21 protein-coding genes are annotated in these 21,679 nt (G+C 74.2%); 11 read left to right on the forward strand and 10 right to left on the reverse strand.

Translation table 11 applies throughout. From position 1 onward, the window contains the following. Positions 1–217: hypothetical protein (locus tag LPA27_RS13455; protein ID WP_228942765.1), on the reverse strand; the 217-nt coding region annotated here is incomplete at its 3' end. 134 nt (positions 218–351) lie between these two features. After that, positions 352–1,344 carry a serine/threonine-protein kinase gene (locus tag LPA27_RS13460; RefSeq protein WP_228942766.1) on the reverse strand — a complete coding sequence of 331 codons (993 nt, stop codon included), beginning with the start codon at positions 1,342–1,344 and terminating at the stop codon, positions 352–354. A 285-nt stretch (positions 1,345–1,629) separates the two neighbouring features. Here LPA27_RS13460 and rpsF point away from each other — a divergent pair, with 285 nt between their 5' ends. From rpsF to rplI, 4 genes are all read left to right on the forward strand, one after another. Beyond that, entirely contained in the window at positions 1,630–1,920 is a 291-nt protein-coding gene (gene rpsF, locus LPA27_RS13465; RefSeq protein WP_082500432.1) for a 30S ribosomal protein S6, read from the forward strand. Between the two features lie 146 nt (positions 1,921–2,066). Further along, a complete protein-coding gene (locus LPA27_RS13470) occupies positions 2,067–2,657 on the forward strand; it encodes a single-stranded DNA-binding protein (RefSeq protein WP_056865084.1) in 591 nt (196 codons plus the stop codon). 124 nt (positions 2,658–2,781) lie between these two features. Continuing rightward, positions 2,782–3,018: a 30S ribosomal protein S18 gene (gene rpsR, locus LPA27_RS13475; RefSeq protein WP_056865083.1), complete on the forward strand. Its 237-nt coding sequence runs from the start codon at positions 2,782–2,784 to the stop codon at positions 3,016–3,018. Positions 3,019–3,032: 14 nt separating this feature from the next. Then, positions 3,033–3,479, forward strand: coding sequence for a 50S ribosomal protein L9 (gene rplI, locus LPA27_RS13480; protein ID WP_056865082.1), 447 nt, complete (start codon positions 3,033–3,035; stop codon positions 3,477–3,479). Positions 3,480–3,607: 128 nt separating this feature from the next. Here rplI and LPA27_RS13485 read toward each other — a convergent pair whose 3' ends face one another. Genes LPA27_RS13485 through LPA27_RS13495 form a run of 3 tightly spaced genes read right to left on the reverse strand, consistent with a single transcriptional unit; the run spans position 3,608 to position 6,794 of the window. Next, positions 3,608–4,810, reverse strand: coding sequence for a hypothetical protein (locus LPA27_RS13485; protein ID WP_228942767.1), 1,203 nt, complete (start codon positions 4,808–4,810; stop codon positions 3,608–3,610). A gap of 60 nt (positions 4,811–4,870) precedes the next feature. After that, positions 4,871–5,425: a hypothetical protein gene (locus tag LPA27_RS13490; protein ID WP_228942768.1), complete on the reverse strand. Its 555-nt coding sequence runs from the start codon at positions 5,423–5,425 to the stop codon at positions 4,871–4,873. A gap of 43 nt (positions 5,426–5,468) precedes the next feature. After that, on the reverse strand, positions 5,469–6,794 hold the full coding sequence (locus tag LPA27_RS13495) for an MATE family efflux transporter (RefSeq protein WP_228942769.1): 1,326 nt from the start codon (positions 6,792–6,794) through the stop codon (positions 5,469–5,471). Positions 6,795–7,281: 487 nt separating this feature from the next. Here LPA27_RS13495 and dnaB point away from each other — a divergent pair, with 487 nt between their 5' ends. Further along, positions 7,282–8,715 (forward strand): replicative DNA helicase, encoded by a 1,434-nt coding sequence (dnaB, locus tag LPA27_RS13500; RefSeq protein WP_056865078.1) that lies wholly within the window; start codon positions 7,282–7,284, stop codon positions 8,713–8,715. Positions 8,716–8,732: 17 nt separating this feature from the next. Here dnaB and LPA27_RS13505 read toward each other — a convergent pair whose 3' ends face one another. Next, positions 8,733–9,473, reverse strand: coding sequence for an ABC transporter permease (locus LPA27_RS13505; protein ID WP_228942770.1), 741 nt, complete (start codon positions 9,471–9,473; stop codon positions 8,733–8,735). Positions 9,474–9,592: 119 nt separating this feature from the next. On the opposite strand from LPA27_RS13505, the gene LPA27_RS13510 reads away from it, so the two are divergent. Continuing rightward, positions 9,593–12,436, forward strand: a complete 2,844-nt coding sequence (locus tag LPA27_RS13510; RefSeq protein ID WP_228942771.1) for an alpha-amylase family glycosyl hydrolase — start codon at positions 9,593–9,595, stop codon at positions 12,434–12,436. 69 nt (positions 12,437–12,505) lie between these two features. On the opposite strand, the gene LPA27_RS13515 is transcribed toward LPA27_RS13510, so the two are convergent. Continuing rightward, a complete protein-coding gene (locus tag LPA27_RS13515; protein ID WP_228942772.1) occupies positions 12,506–12,934 on the reverse strand; it encodes a hypothetical protein in 429 nt (142 codons plus the stop codon). Next, positions 12,931–14,019 carry a WXG100 family type VII secretion target gene (locus LPA27_RS13520; protein ID WP_056865073.1) on the reverse strand — a complete coding sequence of 363 codons (1,089 nt, stop codon included), beginning with the start codon at positions 14,017–14,019 and terminating at the stop codon, positions 12,931–12,933. Before LPA27_RS13520 ends, LPA27_RS13515 begins: the two co-directional genes overlap by 4 nt. Positions 14,020–14,075: 56 nt before the next feature. Here LPA27_RS13520 and LPA27_RS13525 point away from each other — a divergent pair, with 56 nt between their 5' ends. Continuing rightward, the gene (locus tag LPA27_RS13525; RefSeq protein WP_228942773.1) at positions 14,076–14,552 is read left to right on the forward strand and encodes a hypothetical protein; all 477 of its coding nucleotides are present in this window, start codon (positions 14,076–14,078) and stop codon (positions 14,550–14,552) included. Between the two features lie 97 nt (positions 14,553–14,649). On the opposite strand, the gene LPA27_RS13530 is transcribed toward LPA27_RS13525, so the two are convergent. Next, positions 14,650–14,928 carry an HU family DNA-binding protein gene (locus tag LPA27_RS13530; protein WP_056865071.1) on the reverse strand — a complete coding sequence of 93 codons (279 nt, stop codon included), beginning with the start codon at positions 14,926–14,928 and terminating at the stop codon, positions 14,650–14,652. A gap of 354 nt (positions 14,929–15,282) precedes the next feature. Between LPA27_RS13530 and LPA27_RS13535 the strand changes: the two genes are divergently transcribed. The 4 genes from LPA27_RS13535 to LPA27_RS13550 all read left to right on the forward strand — a co-directional run bounded on the left by LPA27_RS13535 (position 15,283) and on the right by LPA27_RS13550 (position 20,830). Next, positions 15,283–16,902: a GMC family oxidoreductase gene (locus LPA27_RS13535; RefSeq protein WP_228942774.1), complete on the forward strand. Its 1,620-nt coding sequence runs from the start codon at positions 15,283–15,285 to the stop codon at positions 16,900–16,902. Next, positions 16,899–18,509, forward strand: a complete 1,611-nt coding sequence (locus LPA27_RS13540; RefSeq protein ID WP_228942775.1) for an aldehyde dehydrogenase family protein — start codon at positions 16,899–16,901, stop codon at positions 18,507–18,509. The genes LPA27_RS13535 and LPA27_RS13540 overlap by 4 nt, the downstream gene beginning before the upstream one ends. A gap of 152 nt (positions 18,510–18,661) precedes the next feature. After that, the gene (locus tag LPA27_RS13545; RefSeq protein ID WP_228942776.1) at positions 18,662–19,507 is read left to right on the forward strand and encodes an Fpg/Nei family DNA glycosylase; all 846 of its coding nucleotides are present in this window, start codon (positions 18,662–18,664) and stop codon (positions 19,505–19,507) included. Between the two features lie 75 nt (positions 19,508–19,582). After that, positions 19,583–20,830, forward strand: coding sequence for a PQQ-dependent sugar dehydrogenase (locus LPA27_RS13550; RefSeq protein WP_228942777.1), 1,248 nt, complete (start codon positions 19,583–19,585; stop codon positions 20,828–20,830). A 100-nt stretch (positions 20,831–20,930) separates the two neighbouring features. Here LPA27_RS13550 and LPA27_RS13555 read toward each other — a convergent pair whose 3' ends face one another. Continuing rightward, entirely contained in the window at positions 20,931–21,539 is a 609-nt protein-coding gene (locus LPA27_RS13555) for a GNAT family N-acetyltransferase (RefSeq protein WP_228942778.1), read from the reverse strand. Positions 21,540–21,679: the final 140 nt, after the last annotated feature.

The raw sequence follows: 21,679 nt of genomic DNA on the forward strand, positions 1-21,679 counted from the left end.
CGACCTCGTAGGTGTGGCCGCAGCCGGGGCAGCGGGCGGCCAGCACCTCCTCGGCGACCGCGCCGGGCATCGCGGCGTGGCACTGCTCCTGGGCGCGGTGGCCCTCGGCGGCGCGGGGACGGTCCTGCTGCGCCGGGCCCGGCGTCGCTGACCCGAGGCGGAGCCCTCGCCCTCGGTCGTGCCCGCGCTCGGCGGCGCCGGACCGGCGCCGCGCCATGTCCTCCCGGGGTCTGGTCCCGCTGGTGCCCTCGCCCGCGCCCTGCGCACGCGGTCCCCGGGTCCGCGTCCCCGGGTCCGCGTCCGGGGGTCCGCCTCCGCCCGGGGAGGTGGGCGCGTGGGGCCGGGTGACGCTCAGCCGGCCAGCAGCCGGACGCCTGCGGCGGCGAGCCCGCCGGCGCCACCGAGGCAGCCCGCGCCGGCCAGCCCCAGGGCCCATCGGTGCGCGCGGTCGGGCGGGCGGGCCCGGGAGGGGTCCGTCACGGGCCGCGCCCCCGGCGGCGCCGGCCAGGGCGGGGGTCCGAGCCGGTCCACGACCACCGGGGGCCGGGCACCGTCCCTCCACGGGGCGCCCGACGGCACCCCGGCCCGCCGCAGCAGGCCCAGCGCCGCGGCCGCCGAGGCCGGCCGTCGCCGGGGGTCGTGCGCGGTCAGGGCGTCGAGCAGTGGCACGAGACGCCCCGGGGGCGGCGTGGGTGGCGGTCCGGAGCGGGTCGGGGCACGACCGCTGAGCAGCTGGAGGGCGACGACGCCGGCGGCGTAGAGGTCCTGGCCGGGGTCGGGGGGCTCGCCCGCCGCCTGCTCGGGGGCCATGTAGCCGTCGGTGCCGACGGCACCGGGGGTGCGCGTCAGGCGCACGTCCTCGGCGAGCGCGGCCACACCGAAGTCGCCCAGGCGCACGTGCGGCCGCGCCGAGCCGGTCGCGTCGAGGAGCAGGTTGGCCGGCTTGACGTCGCGGTGGACCACGCCGGCCGCGTGCACGGCGGCGAGCGCCTGCAGCAGCTGGTCCAGCACGACGGCGACGAAGTCGGCGGGCAGGGGGCCGTGGGTCTCCAGCAGCGACTGCAGCGAGCCCCCGCGCACGAGGTCCATGGTCAGGACGACCAGGTCGTCGTCGGCGGCCCAGCCGTGGGGGGCGATCACGTGGGGGTGGCGCACCCGCACCGACTGCTCGCGCACGAAGCGCAGCAGCAGCGAGGCGTCGTGCTGCCCCAGCACCTTCACGGCGACGAAGCGCTCCTGACGCAGGTCCCACGCCCGCCACACGCTGCCCATGCCGCCGGCGCCGACCTGGTCGGCCAGCACGAAGCGACCCGCCAGGGGCGGGATCGGCGGCACCGGGCTCACCGTGACGACGCTAGCCGGAGCGCCGGCTCGCCGCAGCGGCTCTCCACAGCCCCCCGACCGGGGCCGGCCGGCCCGGGGGCGACCCGGGGGCGGCCGGGACGGGGATTGCCGGGCGGCGTCGGGGCGCTGGTAATCTCGAGTGTCCTCGCGCGCGCTCCCCACCGATGGGATCGGGCTCGCGCGGGACACGCTCGATGACCCCGGTGCGCCGGGGCTCGGGCGACGCACAGCCCTCCTGCCACGGAGAGACCGTGGCCGCCGAGTCCAGAGGAGGTGGAGACCGCTATGCGTGCTTATGAAGTGATGGTCATCCTCGACCCCAGCCTCGAGGAGCGCACGATCGCGCCCTCGCTCGAGAAGTACCTCAACGTCGTCACCAAGGACGGTGGCACCGTCGAGTCGGTCGACGTCTGGGGACGTCGTCGCCTCGCCTACGAGGTGAAGAAGAACGCCGAGGGCATCTACGCGGTGATCTCGCTGAACGCCGAGCCGGCCACGGTCAAGGAGCTCGACCGCCAGCTCACGCTCAACGAGTCCATCCTGCGCACGAAGGTCATCCGCCCCGACGCCAAGTGAGGCGTGGCGGCAGGTCGGGCCCCGAGCCCGTCCCCGCCGCCTGTGGAGGACCTCTGGCCGTTGTCGGCGGCTGCCGCCACCATGGCAGCACCGACATCGGACCCGACTGATGCGCATGCACCACCCGACACCCTGAGGGAGAACCCATGGCCGGCGAGACCATCATCACCGTGGTCGGCAACCTGACCGACGACCCGGAGCTCCGCTTCACCCCGTCCGGGGCCGCGGTCGCCAACTTCACGGTCGCCTCGACTCCGCGCACCTTCAACCGTCAGACCAACGAGTGGGAGGACGGCGAAGCCATGTTCCTCCGGTGCTCGATCTGGCGCCAGGCCGCGGAGAACGTCGCCGAGTCCCTGCAGCGCGGCATGCGTGTCGTGGTGCAGGGCCGCCTCAAGGCCCGCTCCTACGAGACCCGCGAGGGCGAGAAGCGCACCGTCTTCGAGCTCGAGGTCGAAGAGGTCGGTCCGTCGCTGAAGTTCGCCACCGCCAAGGTCACCCGCGCCTCCCGTCAGGGCGGCGGGGGCGGCTACTCCGGCGGCGGCCAGGGAGGCTCGCAGGGCGGGTCCTCCCAGGGCGGCGACGACCCGTGGGCCAGCCCGGCTCCCTCGGGCGGTGCCGGTGGGTCCGGCGGTGGCTACGGCGGCGGCGGTGGCGGCGGGCAGTCCCGTCCCGCCCCTGCGGCCGGCAACGACCCCTGGGCCGCCCCCGGCGTCCAGGACGAGCCCCCGTTCTGACGCGCTGCACCACCTGCACGACCCGCACCACCGCCGGTCGCTCGACCGGCGTCCTGTCCGTCCACCTCAACCATTCCGACCTGGTAGCCACTCCGGGACGGGCTTCTAGAAAGGAAGCACCACAATGGCCAAGGCAGTGATCCGCAAGCCGAAGAAGAAGGTTTGCCAGTTCTGCAAGGAGAAGGCGACCGGTGTCGACTACAAGGACACCACCCTGCTCCGCAAGTTCATCTCCGACCGCGGCAAGATCCGCGCGCGTCGGGTGACCGGCAACTGCGTCCAGCACCAGCGCGACGTCGCCACCGCGGTCAAGAACGCCCGCGAGGTCGCCCTGCTGCCCTACACGTCCACCGGTCGCTGAGAGGAGCGGAGAAGATGAAGCTCATCCTGACCCAGGAAGTCACCGGTCTCGGTGCCCCCGGCGACATCGTCGAGGTGAAGGACGGCTACGGCCGCAACTACCTCGTCCCGCGCGGCCTCGGCATCCGCTGGACCCGCGGTGCCGAGAAGACCGTCGAGTCGATCAAGGCCGCCCGCGCCTCGCGCGCGGTCCGCGACCACGACCACGCCGCCGAGATCAAGGCCAAGCTCGAGGCCTCGCCCGTCACCGTCAAGGTGCGCGCCGGCGAGGGTGGCCGCATGTTCGGCTCGGTCAGCGTCACCGAGATCGCCACGGCGGTCACCGACGCGACCGGCGAGGCCGTCGACAAGCGCACCATCGCGGTGACCAACCCGATCCGCTCGCTCGGCGCCCACCAGGTGTCGGTCAAGCTGCACGACGAGGTGTCCGCCACGGTGGCCCTCAACGTCGTCAAGGGCTGATCCCAGCACGACCCCGGGCCGCTCGGCGGCCCTCACGCCGACGGGGCCGTCCCTCCTCCGGGAGGGGCGGCCCCGTCCGGCGTTCCCGGGGCCCTCGGTGTCGCTGGGTGGGTGTCAGTGGCCCGCGGTCAGTGGGCCAGGATGCCGTCGAGCCGCACGGGCCGACCGTCGCTGGTGACGCGGATGCGGATGGTGCCGGTGCGCAGCGGGCTGTTCTGGTCGCGCACGGTGTAGAGGTGCTGGCGGTCCACGGTCGGGGTGGCGAGGTCCACCGGCTGCCACTTCCGGGCCCGGCCGATCTTGACCTCGACGCTGCCCGCACCGGGACCGCTGGGGCCGATGAGCACCAGCTCGCGCACGTTGCGCCCGTAGTAGCGCAGGGTCGCGCCCCTCTCCCGGGTCTCCAGGAAGCTGCCGCCCAGCGCGTCGGCGGAGCGCAGCGAGCGCCAGCGGCCGCCGTCGCCCGCGGTGAGGTCGGCCGGCACCGCGAAGACCGCGGTGCTGTCCTTGACGGTGGGGTCGGTGTTGCCGGCCTTGTCGGTGGCACGCACCGTGAGCGTCTTGTCCCCCGGCCCGAGGCCGCGCAGGGTCGTGACACCCTCCGCGCACGGCACGGCGGCGCCGTCGACGTCGCAGGCGAAGGTCGAGCCGCCCTCGTCGGCGGCCAGTCGCACCTGCGGGCTCAACGAGTCGGCGATCGGCAGCCGGTAGCCCTCGAGCTGGGGCGGGGAGCTGAGCACGAAGGTGTTGGGTGCGACGGTGTCGACGCGCACCACGCTCACCGCGGCCGACTCGTCGAGGTCGGGCAGGTCGGTCTCGGCGCCCGCGACGAGCAGCCCGGGTGAGGCGGTGGCGTCGATGGCGTCGTCGGCGGTGTCGATCGCGCGCACCCGGAAGGTGTAGGGGGCCGCCGAGCTGTCGTCGAGGTCCTGATAGGTCTGCGGGCTCCGGCAGGCCTCCCACCGGTCGTTGGTCGACGCGCCGTCGTCGTCGAGCTGGCACTCGAAGGAGATCGGGTCGGTGTCGCCGTCGGTGTGGCGCCCCGAGAAGGTGAAGGTCAGGTCGTCGGTGCGCAGGTAGCCGGCCGCGTTGGGCGGCGGGGTGAGCGCGGTGATCGTGGTCTCCGGCGGCGCGATGTCGTCGCACGGCGGGCCGGTGGGCAGGCCCAGCACGCTGCGCGGTGCCACCTCGGTGGTGCAGGCCTCGGCGGCCTGTGCGACCCCGGCGGGGCCGACCAGGGGGAGCAGCCCGGCGACGAGACCGCCGGTGGCCAGGAGTCCGACGCGGCGTCCGACGCGGCGGACGTGGCGGACGCGGGGCGAGGTGGGCATGACGACTCCTGGGGCAGCGGGACCGGTGGTGGCTGGACAACGCCCCGGGGCCCGCCCAGGCTACGAAGCCGCGCCGGGAATCCCAGCTGCTCCAGACAACTGCTCGCGGGTGGCCCAGGGGCGCGCGGCGTACCGGAAGCCGAGCCAGACCAGCACGAGCAGCAGCAGCTGCGCGCTGACGTACGCCGGCACCTCGAGCGCGGCGACGCCGGCGCCGAAGACCAGCGGGGGCAGGACGGCGACGACGACGGCGAGCAGCCGCAGGGTGCGCAGCCAGGCCGACGCGCGGGTATCGCCCGCGGCGCGCGCCCGCTCGGCCAGCTCGTGGCACAGCAGCAGCACGAGCGCGAGCTGGGGCAGGTTGGCGCTCCACAGCAGCGCCGGGTCGCCCTCGGCCAGGCGGGTCGCGACCTCGGGGAACCACACCGCCACCGACACCGCGCCCGCCACGGCCCCCAGCGCCAGCAGCGGGAGGCGACGCGCGACCGGCAGGTCGCGCACGCCGAGCAGCACGAGGACCCACCCGACGGGGTCGGCGAGCAGGTCGTGGCCGCGCACGGGAGCGACGAGCAGGATGATCAGCAGCCCCATCGCGACGGACTGGAGCGGCTTCATGGCCGTGATGGTAGGCCGCGCCCCTGCGCCGCCGGAGGGGCGGTCAGGCGCGAGCCGGCCCGGTGACCATCCACGCGTCGCCGCGGGCGCGCGCGACGAGCACCACCAGACGCGCCCCCATGAACACCGCGCTGAACCCCACCCAGAGCAGCACGAGCCCGCCCGTCGGTGCGGCCAGCAGCGCCACCGGGGCGTAGACCAGCAGCGTCGCCACGCCGCCCCAGGCGAGGTAGACGCCGTCGCCGGCACCGATGAGCACGCCGTCGAGCACGAAGACCACCCCGGCGACCGGTTGTCCGAGCGCGGCGACGAGCAGCACCGGCACCAGTCGCTCGGCGACGGCGGGGTCGTCGGTGAAGAGCCGCCCGAGCACGGGGCTGACCGCGGCCAGCCCCAGGCCGGTCACGACCCCGGCGCCCACGCCCCACTGCAGCATGCGGCGGGTGGTCGCGCGGGTGCCCGCCAGGTCGCCGGCCCCGAGGGCGCGACCGGTGAGGGCCTGGGCGGCGATGGCGATGGCGTCGAGCACGAAGGCCAGGAAGGTCCACAGGGTCATGGCCAGCTGATGGGTGGCGAGGTCGGCGTCCTGGGCGCCGCCCACGACGCCGAGCGTCACGGCGTAGGTGGTCACGAGCAGCGCCGCCCGCAGGGTGAGGGTGCGCACCACCAGCGGCACGCCGGCGCGGCCGGCCGCTCGGATGCCGGGGAGGTCGGGCCGCAGGGGGGCGCCCTCGCGTCGCGCGGCGCGCACGACGACGGCGAGCAGCGCCGCGGCGGAGGCGACCTGGGCCAGCACCGAGCCGATCGCGGAGCCGGCGATGCCGAGGTCGAGGCCGTAGACGAGCAGCACGTTGAGCACAACGTTGAGCAGGTTGCCGGCGACGGCGACGACCAGGGGGGTGCGGGTGTCCTGGAGGCCGCGCAGGATGCCGGTCGTGGCCAGCATGACCAGCAGGGGAGTGGTGCCGAGGAAGGCCAGGCGCAGGTAGGTCTCGGCCTGCGCCGCGACCTCGGGTCCGGTGCCGAAGGCGGCCACCAGCGGCGTGGTGCCCAGGACGCCGCCGACGGTCACCACGGCGCCGATGACCACGGCCAGCCACACCCCGTCGACGCCTTGCGCCATCGCCCGCCGTGTGTCGCCGGCGCCGAGGTGGCGCGCGACGGCCGCCGTGGTGCCGTAGGCGAGGAAGACGCACAGGCCGACGGCCGTCTGGAGGACCACGGCGGCGATGCCGAGACCGGCCAGCTCCGGGGTGCCGAGGTGGCCCACGATGGCGGCGTCGGTGAGCAGGAAGAGCGGCTCGGCCACGAGGGCCAGGAACGCCGGCACGGCCAGGCGCAGGATCTCCCTGTCCTCGGCCCGCCGCACGGGTCGCAGTGTAGTCACGTAAGGGGCTCCCGGCCGTTCCGGTCCTGACCGCCGTAGTCCGTGGCGACCAGTGGATAACTCGGGCCTGCCTGTGCATATCGCACGGGCCCGGTGCTTTGTCGACAAACACCCAGGCATCCGCCCGGTAGCCGGGGTGTGAACGCCCACGGCGTGAAAATACTTTGGTTCCACATGGCCTCAGCACTGTTTGCGCAGGTCAGCGCGGTGCGGTCGGGGAAAGTCCGTTTGTTGTCCACAGGGTTGTCCCCAGGCGGTGCACAACGCCACGCGTGTCGTCCACGGGTCACCCCGAGTTATCCCCAGGGCCTGTGGACAAGGTGGTGTCGCCGACCCCCTCCGACCACGTACGGTCCGACGACTGTCGGTGGACGTCCCTACCGTCGGCAGCGGCCGGGCACCCCCGGCGCGACCCGGTGACGGGGTCGCCGACGCACGGTCCGGGGTCGGGACGAGGAGGAGCCACAGCATGAGCGTCACCGAGCAGGCCGGTCACTCCGGGGGCTCCGCTCCCCTCGACGAGCCGCCCTTCGAGGACTGGGGCGACGGTCCGGTCTCCTACGCGCCGGGCGAGCGACCGACCACCCCCGGCGCGCGCACGCCCCCGCAGGACATGGCCGCCGAGCAGTCGGTGCTCGGCTCGATGCTGATCTCCAAGGACGCCATCGCCGAGGTCTCCGAGGTGCTGCGCGGCGTCGACTACTACCGCCCCAGCCACGAGACGATCCACGACGCGATCATCGATCTCTACGGCCGCTCCGAGCCGGTCGACATGATCACCGTGGCCAACGAGCTCCAGCGCCGTGGCGAGCTGCAGAAGATCGGCGGGGCGCCCTACCTCCACACGCTCTCGGCCAACGTGCCGATCGCGGCCAACGCGGGGTGGTACGCCCAGATCGTCCACGAGAAGGCGGTCCTGCGTCGCCTCGTCGACGCCGGCACCAAGATCGTCCAGATCGGCTACGCCGGCGAGGGCGACGTCGACGACATCGTCGACCAGGCCCAGGCCGAGGTCTACAAGATCGCCGACAAGCGCAGCACCGAGGACTACGCGCCGCTCTCCGACATCATGGACGGCGTCCTCGACGAGATCGAGGCCATCGGCAACCGGGAGAACGGGCTCTACGGCGTGCCCACCGGCTTCGCCGACCTCGACGACCTGACCAACGGCCTGCACTCGGGCCAGATGATCATCGTCGCGGCCCGACCCGCCATGGGGAAGTCGACCCTCGCCCTCGACTTCTGCCGCTCCGCCTCGATCCACAACAACCTCTCCAGCGTCTTCTTCAGCCTCGAGATGACGCGCTCGGAGATCACGATGCGCCTGCTCTCGGCCGAGGCGAAGGTGCCGCTCAACCACATCCGCAACGGCAACATGAACGACGACGACTGGACCAAGCTGGCCCGCAAGATGGGCGAGGTCTCCTCGGCGCCGATGTTCATCGACGACTCGCCCAACATGACGATGATGGAGATCCGGGCCAAGGCGCGCCGGCTCAAGCAGCGCCACGACCTCAAGCTCATCGTCATCGACTACCTGCAGCTGATGAGCTCGGGCAAGAAGGTCGAGTCGCGCCAGCTGGAGGTCTCGGAGTTCTCCCGCCAGATCAAGCTGCTGGCCAAGGAGCTCGAGCTGCCGATCATCGCGCTCTCCCAGCTCAACCGTGGCCCGGAGCAGCGCGGCGACAAGCGCCCGATGATGAGCGACCTGCGCGAGTCGGGCTCGATCGAGCAGGACGCCGACATGGTCATCCTGCTCCACCGCGACGACGTCTACGAGAAGGAGTCGACCCGCCCCGGCGAGGCCGACCTCATCGTGGCCAAGCACCGCAACGGCGCGACCCGCGACATCACCGTGGCCTTCCAGGGCCACTACAGCCGCTTCGTCGACATGGCCCACTGACCCGGTCGCCGGGCAGCTCACGCCGCGACGTACGGCGAACGACCGACCAGCCGGGCGACCACGACGCCGGTGACGGTCATCGCCAGCGCGATGGCCGCGAGCACCACGAGCTGGAACTGCGCGGCCTCGGCCGGGCTCGCGCCGCCGAAGAGCGCGCCGACGAAGGCGCCGGGCAGGGTCACCAGCCCCGTCGAGCGGGTCTGGTCGAGCGTGGGCAGGAGCATCTCGCGCGTGGCCTCGCGGCCGATGTCGCGGTGCGCCCGGGTCGGGGTGGCGCCCAGCGAGAGCCAGGCCTCGACCTCCCCGGACCGCTGGGTGGCACTGCGCAGGAAGGTGCGCCCGGTGAGGGTCGCGGCACTCATCGCGTTGCCGATGACGATGCCGGCCACCGCCACGACGTAGCGCACCTCCGGCTCGACCAGGCGCAGCGCGAGCACCGCGCCCAGGGCGACCACGGCGCCGCACACGACGCCGAGCACGGCCGCGCTGCGCCCGCCCCACAGTCCGCGCAGACGGCCGCGGGTCGTCCACGACGCCGTGGCCAGCATGAGCGCGAGGAAGGCCACGACCGTCCAGGGCGCGGAGAGGATGCCGCGCAGCAGCAGCGCCACGACGCCCAGCTGGACCACGGCCCGCAGCAGCGCGGTGAGCGGTGCCAGCCCCAGGGACAGCCCCGCCGCCCGGGCCAGCAGCACCGTCGCCGCCACGAGCGCGCCGAGCCCCAGGGCGAACCCGAGGTGGTCCTGCCAGGCCGTCACGCGTCCAGTCTCCCCGAGGCGGGGGACGCGCGGGGGCCCGGAGGTGACGGGTGTCGGCGGCCCCCACTACGGTGTCGCCTGCTGTGACGCACGTCACCGGATCGATCTCGGGAGCCCCCATGCCACGCACCACACGTCCTGCCCGTCCCGCCCTCCTCGGCCTCGCCGTCGCCGCGGTCCTCGCCCCCCTGGCCGCCACGCCGCTGGTGACCTCGCCTGCCGCCGCCGACCCGGCGTCCGCCGCCACTGCGACCGGCACCACCACGACCAGGTCGCCCGGCGCCCCGGCCGCCGACCCGCGGCCGGCGGCGCGGGCCCGGCACTCGCTGCGCGGCGACCTGACCGACCAGAGCTTCTACTTCGTCATGGGCGACCGGTTCGCCAACGGCGACCCCTCCAACGACCGCGGCGGCCTCGAGGGTGAGCGCGAGGTCACCGGCTTCGACCCCACCGGCAAGGGCTTCTTCAACGGCGGTGACCTGGTCGGTCTGCGCGAGCGGCTCGACTACGTGCAGGGCCTCGGCACCGACGCGATCTGGCTGACGCCGGTCTTCAAGAACAAGCCGGTGCAGCTGGAGGACGGCCCCTCGGCCGGCTACCACGGCTACTGGATCACTGACTTCACCCAGGTCGACCCCCACCTCGGCACCAACGAGGACCTCGCGGCGCTCGTCGACGCGGCCCACGAGCGGGGCATGAAGGTCTTCTTCGACATCATCACCAACCACACCGCCGACGTCATCGGCTACGAGGAGGGTGCGCGCACCGCCTACGTGCCCAAGGACGTCGAGCCCTACCGCACCGCCGGCGGCCGGGCCTTCGACGACCGCGACGTCGCCGGCCGCGCCTTCCCCGAGCTCGACGCCGCCACGTCCTTCCCCTACACCCCGGTGCTGGAGGAGGGCGAGGAGGACCTCAAGGTCCCGGCGTGGCTCAACGACCCGCGGATGTACCACAACCGCGGCAACACCACCTTCACCGGCGAGGACAGCCAGTACGGTGACTTCTTCGGCCTCGACGACCTCTTCACCGAGCGGCCCGAGGTGGTCGAGGGCATGCTCGACATCTACCGCACGTGGGTCGGCGACTTCGGCATCGACGGCTTCCGCATCGACACCATGAAGCACGTCGACGACGAGTTCTGGCAGGAGTTCGGCCCCGGGATGGTCGACTACGCCCGTGCCCGGGGCAAGGACGACTTCTTCATGTTCGGCGAGGTCGCCCTCGACGGCAGCGGCACCGCGGCCAAGGCCTTCACCTCCCGCTACACCACGACCGCCCGGATGCAGTCGGTGCTCGACTTCCCCTTCCAGGACGCCGCCCGCGGCTTCGCCTCGCGCGGGGGCTCGGCCGCGGCCGTGGCCCGCTTCTTCACCGCCGACGACTGGTACACCGACGCCGACTCGAACGCCTACCAGCTGCCCACCTTCCTCGGCAACCACGACATGGGCCGCTTCGCGCACTTCCTGCGCGCCGACAACCCGGGCGCCGACGACGCGGAGCTGCTGTGCCGCGACGTCCTGGCCCACGAGCTGATGTACCTCTCCCGCGGCAACCCGGTCGTCTACTACGGCGACGAGCAGGGCTTCGCCGGCGAGGGCGGCGACCAGCTGGCGCGCCAGACCATGTTCGCCAGCCAGGTGCCGGAGTACGCCGACGACACCCAGCTCGGCACCGACCGCACCGGCGCCGACGACAACTTCGTCACCGACCACCCGCTCTACCAGGCCATCGCCGGTCTCGACGCGCTCACCGAGGAGCACCCCGCCCTGCGCGACGGCGCCCTCCAGGTGCGCCACGCCGACGACGGGCCGGGCGTCGTGGCCTTCTCCCGCACCGACGCCCGCGAGCAGGTCGAGTACGTCGTGGCCGTCAACAACTCCACCGAGGCACGCACCGCAGCGGTCCCGACGTACGCCGCTCGCGCCGGCTTCCGGCTGGTGCACGGCGACGGGCCGGCCGACCTCGTGACCGGCCGCGACCGCAGCCTGCCCGTGGAGGTGGGCCCGCTGTCCACCGTGGTCTACCGCGCCACCCGCGCGCTGCCGGCCTCGACCCGCGCGCCCCGGATCGAGCTCGACCGCCCCGCGCCCGCGGCCGCCGCCCGCGGCCGGATGCAGGTGCGCGCCGACGTCGACACCACCTCCTTCGCCGAGGTCACCTTCCTGGCCCGACGAGCCGGCGGGGCGTGGCGCTCGATCGGCACCGACGACTCCGCGCCCTACCGCGTCTTCCACGACACCAGCGCGCTGCCCACCGGGGCGCGCGTGGACTACCGCGCCGTGGTCCTCGACAACGCCGGACACACCCGGTCGAGCCAGGTGCGCGCGGCCCGGGTCGCCGCTCCGGCGCTCACCCTCGACGCCGGGGCCGACGAGGCCGGCACGGTGAGCAGCATCGACCCCGTGACGGTGACCGCGGGCGTCGACCCCGAGCGGGCCGACCAGCGGGTGCGCTTCGAGCGACGCGTGGGCGCTGGCGACTGGACCCGCCTGGGCGTCGACTCCTCCTCGCCCGTCTACACCTGGCGCGACGACGTGACCGGGCTGCCCGTCGGCTCGCGGGTCCGCTACCGCGCCACGCTGCTCGAGCCCGGGACCCCCGCCGTGCGCAGCGACGTCGTCACGGTGCGCACCGCCGAGGCGGTGGCCCAGCGCGACAGCGTGGTCGTGGCCGGCGACCTGCAGAGCGAGATCGGGTGCCCGGGCGACTGGGACCCCGCCTGCGAGCAGAGCCGGCTGGCCTTCGACCCCACCGACGGGCGCTGGCACGCGAGGTTCGCGCTGCCGGCGGGCTCCTACAGCTGGAAGATCGCGGTCGACGGCGGCTGGGAGGAGAACTACGGCGCCGGCGGCGCGGCCGGCGGCGACAACCTCGCCCTGGACGTGCCCGACGGCGGCGGTGACTACCTCTTCACCTGGGACCAGGTCAGCCACGTGCCGTCGGTCGAGCCCGCGGGCTGAGCGCCCGGTGCGAGCCGGGCCGCGACGACCCGCGGCCCGGCCCGGTAACCGGCCCGGTCGCCGCCGGGGTCACCCCCAGCGGCTCGGCCCCCGGTCGTCGCGGCCGCGAGCGCCGCCGGGCGGCGGGTCCTCGGGCGGCATCCGACCCTCCTCCTGGAGGGTCTGGACCACCGCGTCGTCGGTGATGTCCCCGCCGGGGTCGTGCAGGCGCTCGGTCACCTGCTCGCGCTCCTCGGGGGAGAGGCGGGCGATGCCTTCCTCGAGGTTCTCGTAGTTGCGGCTGGCCATGGCCCAGAAGGTCGGGTGCTCGAAGACGCGACGCACGCTCTGCTCGCCGCCGAGCACGCTCACGCACAGCCGGCGCAGGTCGGGGTCCTCGGTGCGTCGCGCGATCACGGCGAGCGTGGCCCGCAGCTGGCGGGCCTGGCGCTGGTCGCCGCGGGTCATGGCGTCGATGCCGGAGTAGTCGGGCTCCGTGGGGCCTCCGGTGGCGCTCATCCGGGGACGCCGTTGGTGAAGGGGATCGCCGGGAACCGATCGGTGGTGTCGGTGTCCTTGAAGGCCTGGTCTACGTAGAGCACCAGCCCCACGAAGCTCTCCACCACCGTGGCGATGTTGCCGGTGTACTTGAGGAACAGCGCGATGGCCTCGCGGGTCACGAAGACCTGGTAGGCGCCGATCGCGGCGATGATGACGTTGATCCCGGGCACGCTGGCGAGGCATCCCGCGGCGGCCAGCTCGGCCACACAGATGAGGACCTGGTCGATGGCGGTGGCCAGCGCCCCGCCGACGACCTCGGCGATCTGGGCGCAGCACTGCACGAGCTCGGCGTACTTGGCGCCGAGCTCGTCGAGCTCGGTGGCGTGGTCGGTGATCGCGCCCGACAGCTCCATGAAGTAGGCCTGGGCCGCGTCGGCGGCGTGACCGCTCCAGGTCGAGCGCACGGTGACCAGGCCCTGCTCGAGCGCGGCGGCGAGGGCGCGGTCGAAGTCGGCCAGCGCCTCGGCCGCGTGGCCGGCCTGGGCCAGCTCGTCGTAGTCGCCGAGGACGGACTGGGTGAGCTCCTTGACGGGGTCGAGCCCCAGCACGCTGGCGATCTTCATGGCCATGCCGGCGATGGAGAACCACCCGGCCTTGTCCATGATCCAGTGCACCATGTCGGGGATGGGCGCGTCCTTCGACGGCGTGGCCGACAAGGCCGAGGTGGTGTCCCCGGCGTCGGGCCGCCTGCCCGTCGACTCCGGCATCGGCGGGGCGGCCGTGCCGGGGAGGACCCCGTCCATCCGCGCCGACTGCGCGTCGTCGGTCTGGCGGTAGATGCCGGCCGCCTGTCGCAGCGAGATGCCGCACCCGCCGAAGACGAAGCTGAGCTGCTGGTAGGAGGCGTCGAGGCGCTCGACGACGCCGCGGTTGGCGAGGTAGATGTCGGCGAAGAGGTCGCCCTCGTCGTGCGGCACCCCGGAGTAGGAGGCGACGTAGGACTGCGCCTCCTGGCAGGCGCCGCTCATGGTGGCACCACCCCCGTAGTTGGTGAGGAAGTCGGCGAACGCGTCGATGTCGGCGGGGACGACCTGGAAGGACATGGCTGCTCCTGGGCTGGGTGACCGGACGGGCGGACGGCCACCCGTAGGGTCTCCTCGTGGCGACCACCTCAAACGACCTCGTCGGCCGACCCCACTCCACGCAGCGGATGGTGGCCGTGCTGCCGGGTGTGCCGATGCTGCTCATCGGTCTCTTCCTGGTGGCGGTGCGCCTCAACCCCGTCGGGCTGGTGCTCGTCGTGCTCGGCTTCGCCATGGTGTCGAACCTGTGGCGCAAGGTGACCGTGCACGAGGACCACCTCGTGGCGCAGGGCCGCTTCTCGCGCCGCCGCCTCGACCTGCGCGAGATCACCCAGGTCGGTCTCTCAACCTTCGCCGCCGCCTGGGTGCAGCCGCGCCACGGCAAGGCGATCCAGCTGTGGATGATCTCCGAGGGCGACGACATCGTGAACCCGGGCCGGATGGGCTTCATCCGCCAGCTGCGCGAGCGTGCGGCCCGCGCGGGCGCCACCCTCGAGCCGGAGCTGCAGGAGCCGACCGACCCGGCCGAGGCCGACCGCTGGTTCGGCCGCTGAGCCGGGGGCGGCCCGGCCCGGACGCGACGAGGCCGCCCACCGGGAGTCCCGGGGGCGGCCTCGTCGTACGACGTCCGGCCGGTCGGCCGGGGTCGGGTCAGCTCTTGGCGACGGCCTTCTTGAGCTGGGCGCCGGCCTTGAACGCGGGAGCGGTGCTGGCCGCGATCTCCATGGTCTCGCCGGTCTGCGGGTTGCGGCCCTGGCGAGCCGAGCGCTCACGGGTCTCGAAGGTGCCGAAGCCGGGGATGGTGACCTTGTCACCGGCGGCGAGGGCCGAGGTGATGGAGTCGATGACGGCGTTGACGGCCTTGTCGGCCTGGGCGCCGGTGATGTCGGCGGCGGACGCGACGGCGTCGCGGAGCTCGGTCTTGTTCATGGTGGAACCACCTCTCGGGTGCGGAGCACCCCGGTCGAGTATCGGATGACGCGACGACGACGGGGCTCGTCCACAGGGTTGTGGGGCCTGCGACCGGTGCCGTCGTCGTACGGCGCAGCCTCGATCCCACCGCGCCGAGGGGGCTCCTGCCAAGTCGACGCACCGGTCGCGGGCCCGCCGTCGGGCCGGAAGAGCCCGATCTGGCGCGGATTTGACCCTCCGCGGGCGCCTCGGCGTCCGCGGCGGACGTCCGCGCGCCGCGGACGCCGTGGACAGCGCGTTGTGACGCCCACCACCACGCCGTAGGTTCGGGGGATCGCGGCCCGGCAGGGGCCGCCCGGGCGAGGAGGTGCCGTGGCCGAGCGCGAGAGCTTCGACTACGTGGTCGTGGGAGCCGGCAGCGGCGGAGCGGTGGTGGCCGCCAGGCTGACCGAGGACCCGTCGGTCTCGGTGCTGCTGCTCGAGGCGGGGGGAGCGGCCGACGCCGACGAGATCACCATCCCCGCGGCCTTCGCCAACCTCTTCAAGACCCGGTGGGACTGGAACTACACCACCACCGAGCAGAAGCAGCTCGAGAGCAGGCGTGCCTACTGGCCGCGCATGAAGGCGCTCGGCGGCTGCTCGTCGATGAACGCCATGATCTACATCCGCGGCAACCACGCCGACTTCGACACCTGGCGCGACGCCCACGGCGCCACCGGCTGGGGGCACACCGACGTGCTGCCCTACTTCGTGCGCTCCGAGGGCAACACCCGCCTCGGCGGGCCCCACCACGGCCAGGACGGCCCGCTGCACGTCGAGGACCGCCGCTACACCCACCCGCTGACCCACGCCTTCGTCGACGCCGCGGTCGCGTCGGGCTTCAAGCCCACCGACGACTTCAACGGCGCCGAGCAGGAGGGGGCGGGGCTCTACCAGGTCACCCAGCGCAAGGGACGGCGCTGGTCGGTGGCCAAGGCCTACCTCGAGCCCGCCGCCGACCGGCCCAACCTGACGGTGCGCACCGGGGCCTTCGTGGAGAAGGTGCTGGTCGAGGGCGGCCGGGCGGTCGGGGTCAGCTACCAGCAGGGCCCGACCGTGCGCACGGCGTACGTCGAGGCCGAGGTCGTGCTCGCCGGCGGCGCGGTGAATTCCCCGCAGCTGCTGATGCTCTCGGGCATCGGGCCGGGGGCCCACCTGCGCGAGGTCGGCGTCGACGTGCTTGTCGACCTGCCGGGCGTGGGCCAGAACCTCCACGACCACCCGGCCGTGCCGCTGGTCTTCCGCACCCGCGACACCACCGACCTGATGGACCACAACACGCTCGTGCAGTTCGCCCGGGCCAAGGCCACCGGCACCGGGCCGCTGGTCTCCAACATCGGCGAGGGCGGCGGCTTCTGGCGCACCCGCGACGACCTGGCCGCACCCGACCTGCAGGTGCACGTGGCGCCGACCGGCTTCTACGACAACGGCCTGCACGAGCCCACCACCCGCAACGTCACCCTCGCCCCGACCCTGGTGCACGTGGCCAGCCGCGGCTCGGTGCGGCTGCGCTCGGCCGACCCGCGCTGGCACCCCGACATCGACCCGGGCTACTACGACGACCAGGCCGACCTCGACGCCATGACCGCGGGGGTGCGCCGGATGCTGGAGGTCGCCGCGACCGGGCCGCTGGCGGCCCACGTCGTCGGGCCCGGCCTGCCCACGATGCAGGGCTGGGGCGCCGACCCCACCGACGCGCAGATCGTCGAGCACGTGCGCGCCCAGACCCAGACCCTCTACCACCCCGTCGGCACCTGCGCGATGGGCTCCGACGAGCGCGCCGTGGTCGACCCCGAGCTGCGCGTGCGCGGCGTCGAGGGCCTGCGCGTCGCCGACGCCAGCGTCATGCCGATGGTCACCCGCGGCAACACCAACGCCCCCTCGATCATGATCGGCGAGCGCGCCGCGGACCTCCTGCGAGGCCGCACCGCCGCCGGGAAGGACCACCGATGAGCCTCGACACCGGTCTCGACGCCCACGCCGACCCCCACGCCGACCCCCACGCCGAGGGCCTCGGCCTGCCGGAGGGCCAGGGCGGGCCCGCCGACGGACCGACCTTCGACTCCCTCGACCCCGCCACCGGCGACGTCGTGGGCACCCACCCGGTCGACGACGCCGCCGCGGTCGACGCCGCGGTGGCCCGCGCCCGGCAGAGCGCGGGCTGGTGGGCCGCGCTCGGCTTCGACGGGCGCAAGGAGGTGCTCGCCCAGTGGCGCGGGGTGATGACCCGGCGCCTCGGCCAGCTCGCCGCCGTCGTGCACGCCGAGACCGGCAAGCCCCACGCCGACGCGGCCCTCGAGATCGGGCTGGCCATCGACCACCTGGCCTGGGTCGGCGCGCACGCCGAGAAGGTGCTGGGCCGCAAGCGGGTCTCACCCGGCCTGCTGCTGTCGAACCAGACGGCGTCGGTGGAGTACCTCCCGCTCGGCGTGGTCGGCGTCATCGGCCCGTGGAACTACCCCGTCTTCACGCCCATGGGCTCGATCGCCTACGCCCTGGCCGCCGGCAACGCCGTGGTGTTCAAGCCCAGCGAGCTCACCCCCGGCGTCGGGCGCTGGCTGGCCGACAGCCTGCGCGAGGTCGTCGGCGACCGCGCGCTGCTCCAGGTCGTGACCGGCTTCGGCGAGACCGGCGCCGCGCTGTGCCGCGCCGACATCGACAAGCTCGCCTTCACCGGGTCGACGGCCACCGGCAAGCGGGTGATGGCCACCTGCGCCGAGCGGCTCACGCCGGTGGTGATCGAGGCCGGCGGCAAGGACGCCCTGCTGGTCGACGCCGACGCCGACGTCACGGCCGCGGCCGACGCCGCGGCCTGGGGTGCCTTCTCCAACGCCGGGCAGACCTGCATCGGCGTCGAGCGGGTCTACGTGCACGAGCAGGTCTACGACCGCTTCCTCGCCGAGCTCAGCGACCGCGCCCGCGCCGTGCACGCCGGCAACGACCCCGCCGCCAAACTGGGCCCGATGACGATGGCCAGCCAGGTCGACGTCGTGCGCAGCCACGTCAGCGACGCCCTGCAGCGCGGCGGGCGCGCGGTCGTGGGCGGGGAGGACACGGTCGGGGAGCGCTTCGTGCAGCCCACCGTGCTCGTCGACGTGCCCGAGGACTCCCTCGCCGTCACCGAGGAGACCTTCGGGCCCACCGTGACCGTGCGCAAGGTGCGCGACATGGACGAGGCGGTCGCGCTGACCAACGCCGGCAAGTACGGCCTGGGCTCCACGGTCTTCTCCGCCAAGCGCGGGCCCGAGATCGCCCGCCGGCTGCGCACCGGCATGACCGCGGTCAACTCCGTCATCTCCTTCGCCGCCGTGCCGGGGCTGCCCTTCGGCGGGGTCGGCGACTCCGGCTTCGGGCGCATCCACGGCCCCGACGGCCTCAAGGAGTTCACCTACGCCAAGGCCGTCACCCGCCAGCGCTTCAAGCCGGTGCTCAACCTGACGACCTTCGACCGCACCCCCGAGCAGGACACCACCTTCGCCACCCTGCTCACCGCGCTGCACGGGCGCGCCAGCCAGCTGCCGAAGAAGCCGCGCAAGCCGCTGCGCACCCGCAAGGACTGAGCCCGCTCCGGTCCGCCCCAGCCCGCTCCGGCCCGGTCCGGCCCGGTCCGGTCCTGCCGGGTCCGGCCGGGTCCGGTCGGGGTCCCGCCGCTGCGTCGGCGGGACCCCGGCCACGGCACGGCGGCTTGGAGCGGCCTGCTCCACTGGTGGGCATGCCCGAGGGCCACTCCATCCACCGTCTGGCCCGGCGCCACGACCGCCTGCTCGTCGGCCACCGTGTCGCGGCCAGCAGCCCGCAGGGCCGCTTCGCCGAGGGCGCGGCCCTGCTCGACGGGCGGGTGCTCGCCCAGACCCACGCCCGCGGCAAGCACCTCTTCCACCGTTACGTCGACCCCGCGGCCTGGCCGCAGGGCCGCGACGCGCCCGCCGGGCCCGACGACCGGTGGCTGCACGTGCACCTCGGCCTCTACGGCAAGTGGGCCGACGGCCGCGGTGGGCCCGAGGCGCCACGGGGTGCGCTGCGGCTGCGCCTGGTGACCGACTCCCACTGGTTCGACCTGCGGGGCCCGACGGCCTGCGAGCTGCTGACCCCGGGGGAGCGGCAGGCGATCCTCGACCGTCTCGGGCCCGACCCGCTCGACCCCGCCTGCGACCCCGCGCCCGCCACCCGCCGGATCGGGCGCAGCCGCGCCCCCATCGGCACCCTGCTGATGGACCAGTCGGTCGTGGCCGGCATCGGCAATGTCTACCGCGCCGAGGTGCTGCTGCGCAGCCGCGTGAGCCCCTTCCTGCCCGGGCGCGACCTCGACGCCACCACGTGGAGCCACCTGTGGGAGGACCTCAAGGTGCTCATGGAGGCCGGGGTCAGGGCCGGGCGCATCCTCACCACCGAGCCCGACCACCGCGAGCGGCCGGCGGGGCGCCCGCGTCGCGTCGACGCGACGTACGTCTACGGCCGCACGGGGCTGCCGTGCCGCATCTGCGACACCCCCGTCGAGGCGGCCGAGCTCGGCGCACGGCGGGTGTTCTGGTGCCCCACCTGCCAGCCCGACCCGTGAGCGGCCGCTGAGGCGCGGGGGATCCACGTGAAACATCGCGGCCGCCCGGTTGGGCCCTCTTGCCACCATGGCTGCATGATCTCCCGCCTCCCGAGCCGCCTCCCGAGCCGCCCAGCGAGCCGTCTCGCCACCCTCGCGACCACCGGTCTGCTGGCGGCCGTGCTGGTCGGCTGCGGCGACGAGGACACGGCCGCCACCGGCGAGCCCAACCCCGCCACCCGCACGGCCGAGCCGTCGACGACCGCGTCGGAGGAGCCGGCCGGGGAGGACCGGGGCGCCGACGCCCCGCGCACCGGCGAGGACCTCGACGTCTCCGAGGTCGCCACGGGCCTCACCAGCCCCTGGGGCATGGTGCTGCTCGAGGACGGCGGCGCGCTGGTCAGCGAACGCGACACCACCGACATCAAGCTGCTGCCCGCGGGCGACCCCGGCCGCCCACGCGTCGTGGCCACCGTCGAGGCCGCCGAGCCCACCGGCGAGGCCGGACTGCTGGGTCTGGCCGCCACGCCCGACGAGCGCACCGTGCTGGCCTACTACACCACCGCCGAGGACAACCGGATCGCCGCGATGAGCTGGGACGGTCGCCGCCTCGGCGAGCCGCGGGTGATCGTCGACGGCATCCCCGCCGGCGCGACCTACCACCACGGCGGACGGATGCTGGTCGGCCCCGACGGCTACCTCTACGTCAGCACCGGCGAGACCGGCGACGTCGAGCTGGCCCAGGACCCGGAGTCGCTGGGCGGCAAGATCCTGCGCTACACCGTCGAGGGCGAGCCCGCCCCCGGCAACCCCTTCGGCGACGCGGTCTACAGCCTCGGGCACCGCAACGTGCAGGGCCTGGCCTTCGACGACGAGGGCCGGCTGTGGGCCTCGGAGTTCGGCGACGCCAGCTGGGACGAGCTCAACCTCATCGAGGCCGGCGCCAACTACGGCTGGCCGCGGGTCGAGGGCACCGGCGGGGAGCCGGAGTACGTCGACCCCGTCGCCGTCTGGCGCACCGCCGACGCCTCCCCCTCGGGCCTGGCCTTCTGGGACGGCTCGCTGTGGATGGCCGCCCTGCGCGGCCAGCAGCTGTGGGAGGTGCCGCTCGACGGATCCGGGGCCGGGACCGGTGCCGGGGGCGGGTCCGGCGCCGGGGCCGACGGGTCGGCGCGGACCGACGAGGTCGGGCAGCCGGTCTCGCACCTGGCCGGGGAGTACGGCCGGCTGCGCACGGTCACCACGCTGCCCGACGGCAGCGGGCTGTGGCTGGCGACCTCCAACACCGACGGCCGCGGCGACGTGCGCGACGGCGACGACCGCGTGCTCGAGCTGACCCGCTGACCGGTCGGTCTCTGGCGCTCGGTCGCTGACCCTCGCCCGTCGACCGGGCGGCCGCTGACTCGCCCGTCGACCGGGCGGCACCGCGCGCTGCGGGGTCCGGTCACGAGCGGGCGCGCCACTCCTCGGCCAGCAGGGCGTAGGTGAGGCCGTCGAGCCAGCCGCGCGAGCGGTGCAGCGAGTCGCCCACGGTGCGGGCCTCGCGGCGCATCCCGACGCGCTCCATCAGCCGCCACGACGGCGTGTTGTCGGCGAAGCAGTCGGCCACCACCCGGCGCAGCCCGAGGGCGTCGAAGCAGACGCCGAGCAGCGCCCCGACCGCCTCGGTGGCCAGGCCCTGCCCGCCGTACGCCGGGTCGAGGACCCACCCGAGCCGCGCCTGCGTGCCGGCCGCGCGGTCGGCGACCTCGGTCTGGGCCCAGGCGTCCTCGACGGCGAGCATGAGGTCGCCCACCACCACGCCGGGCCGCTCGCGCCGCTCGACCACCAGCGACGTCGCCAGCCGCTGCGGGCGGGTGAACATCGCGGCGTACTCCCCCGGCCCGAGCGCGGCCGAGGACAGCCACTCGTGCACCTCGGGGCGACGACGGATCGCGTAGGTGGCCGTCACGTCGGCCCGCTCGGCACGGCGCAGCAACAGCCGCTCGGTCCTCACCGGCCACGGCACCCGGGTCAGCGGGTCCGACGGGTCGGCCACGGCGTGCTCGCTCACGCCTCGATGGTGCCTGGTCGGGCGGGGGCGGTCACGCGGGTTTCGCCAGCCGGCCGGCGAAACCCGCACTGGTCGGCCCACGCGCGGGCCGACATGTGCGGGTCCGGGCCGACAGGTGGGAGGTCCGGGCCGACAGGTGC

The organism is Nocardioides sp. Leaf374 (genome assembly GCF_916862475.1).
Classification (GTDB): domain Bacteria; phylum Actinomycetota; class Actinomycetes; order Propionibacteriales; family Nocardioidaceae; genus Nocardioides; species Nocardioides kribbensis.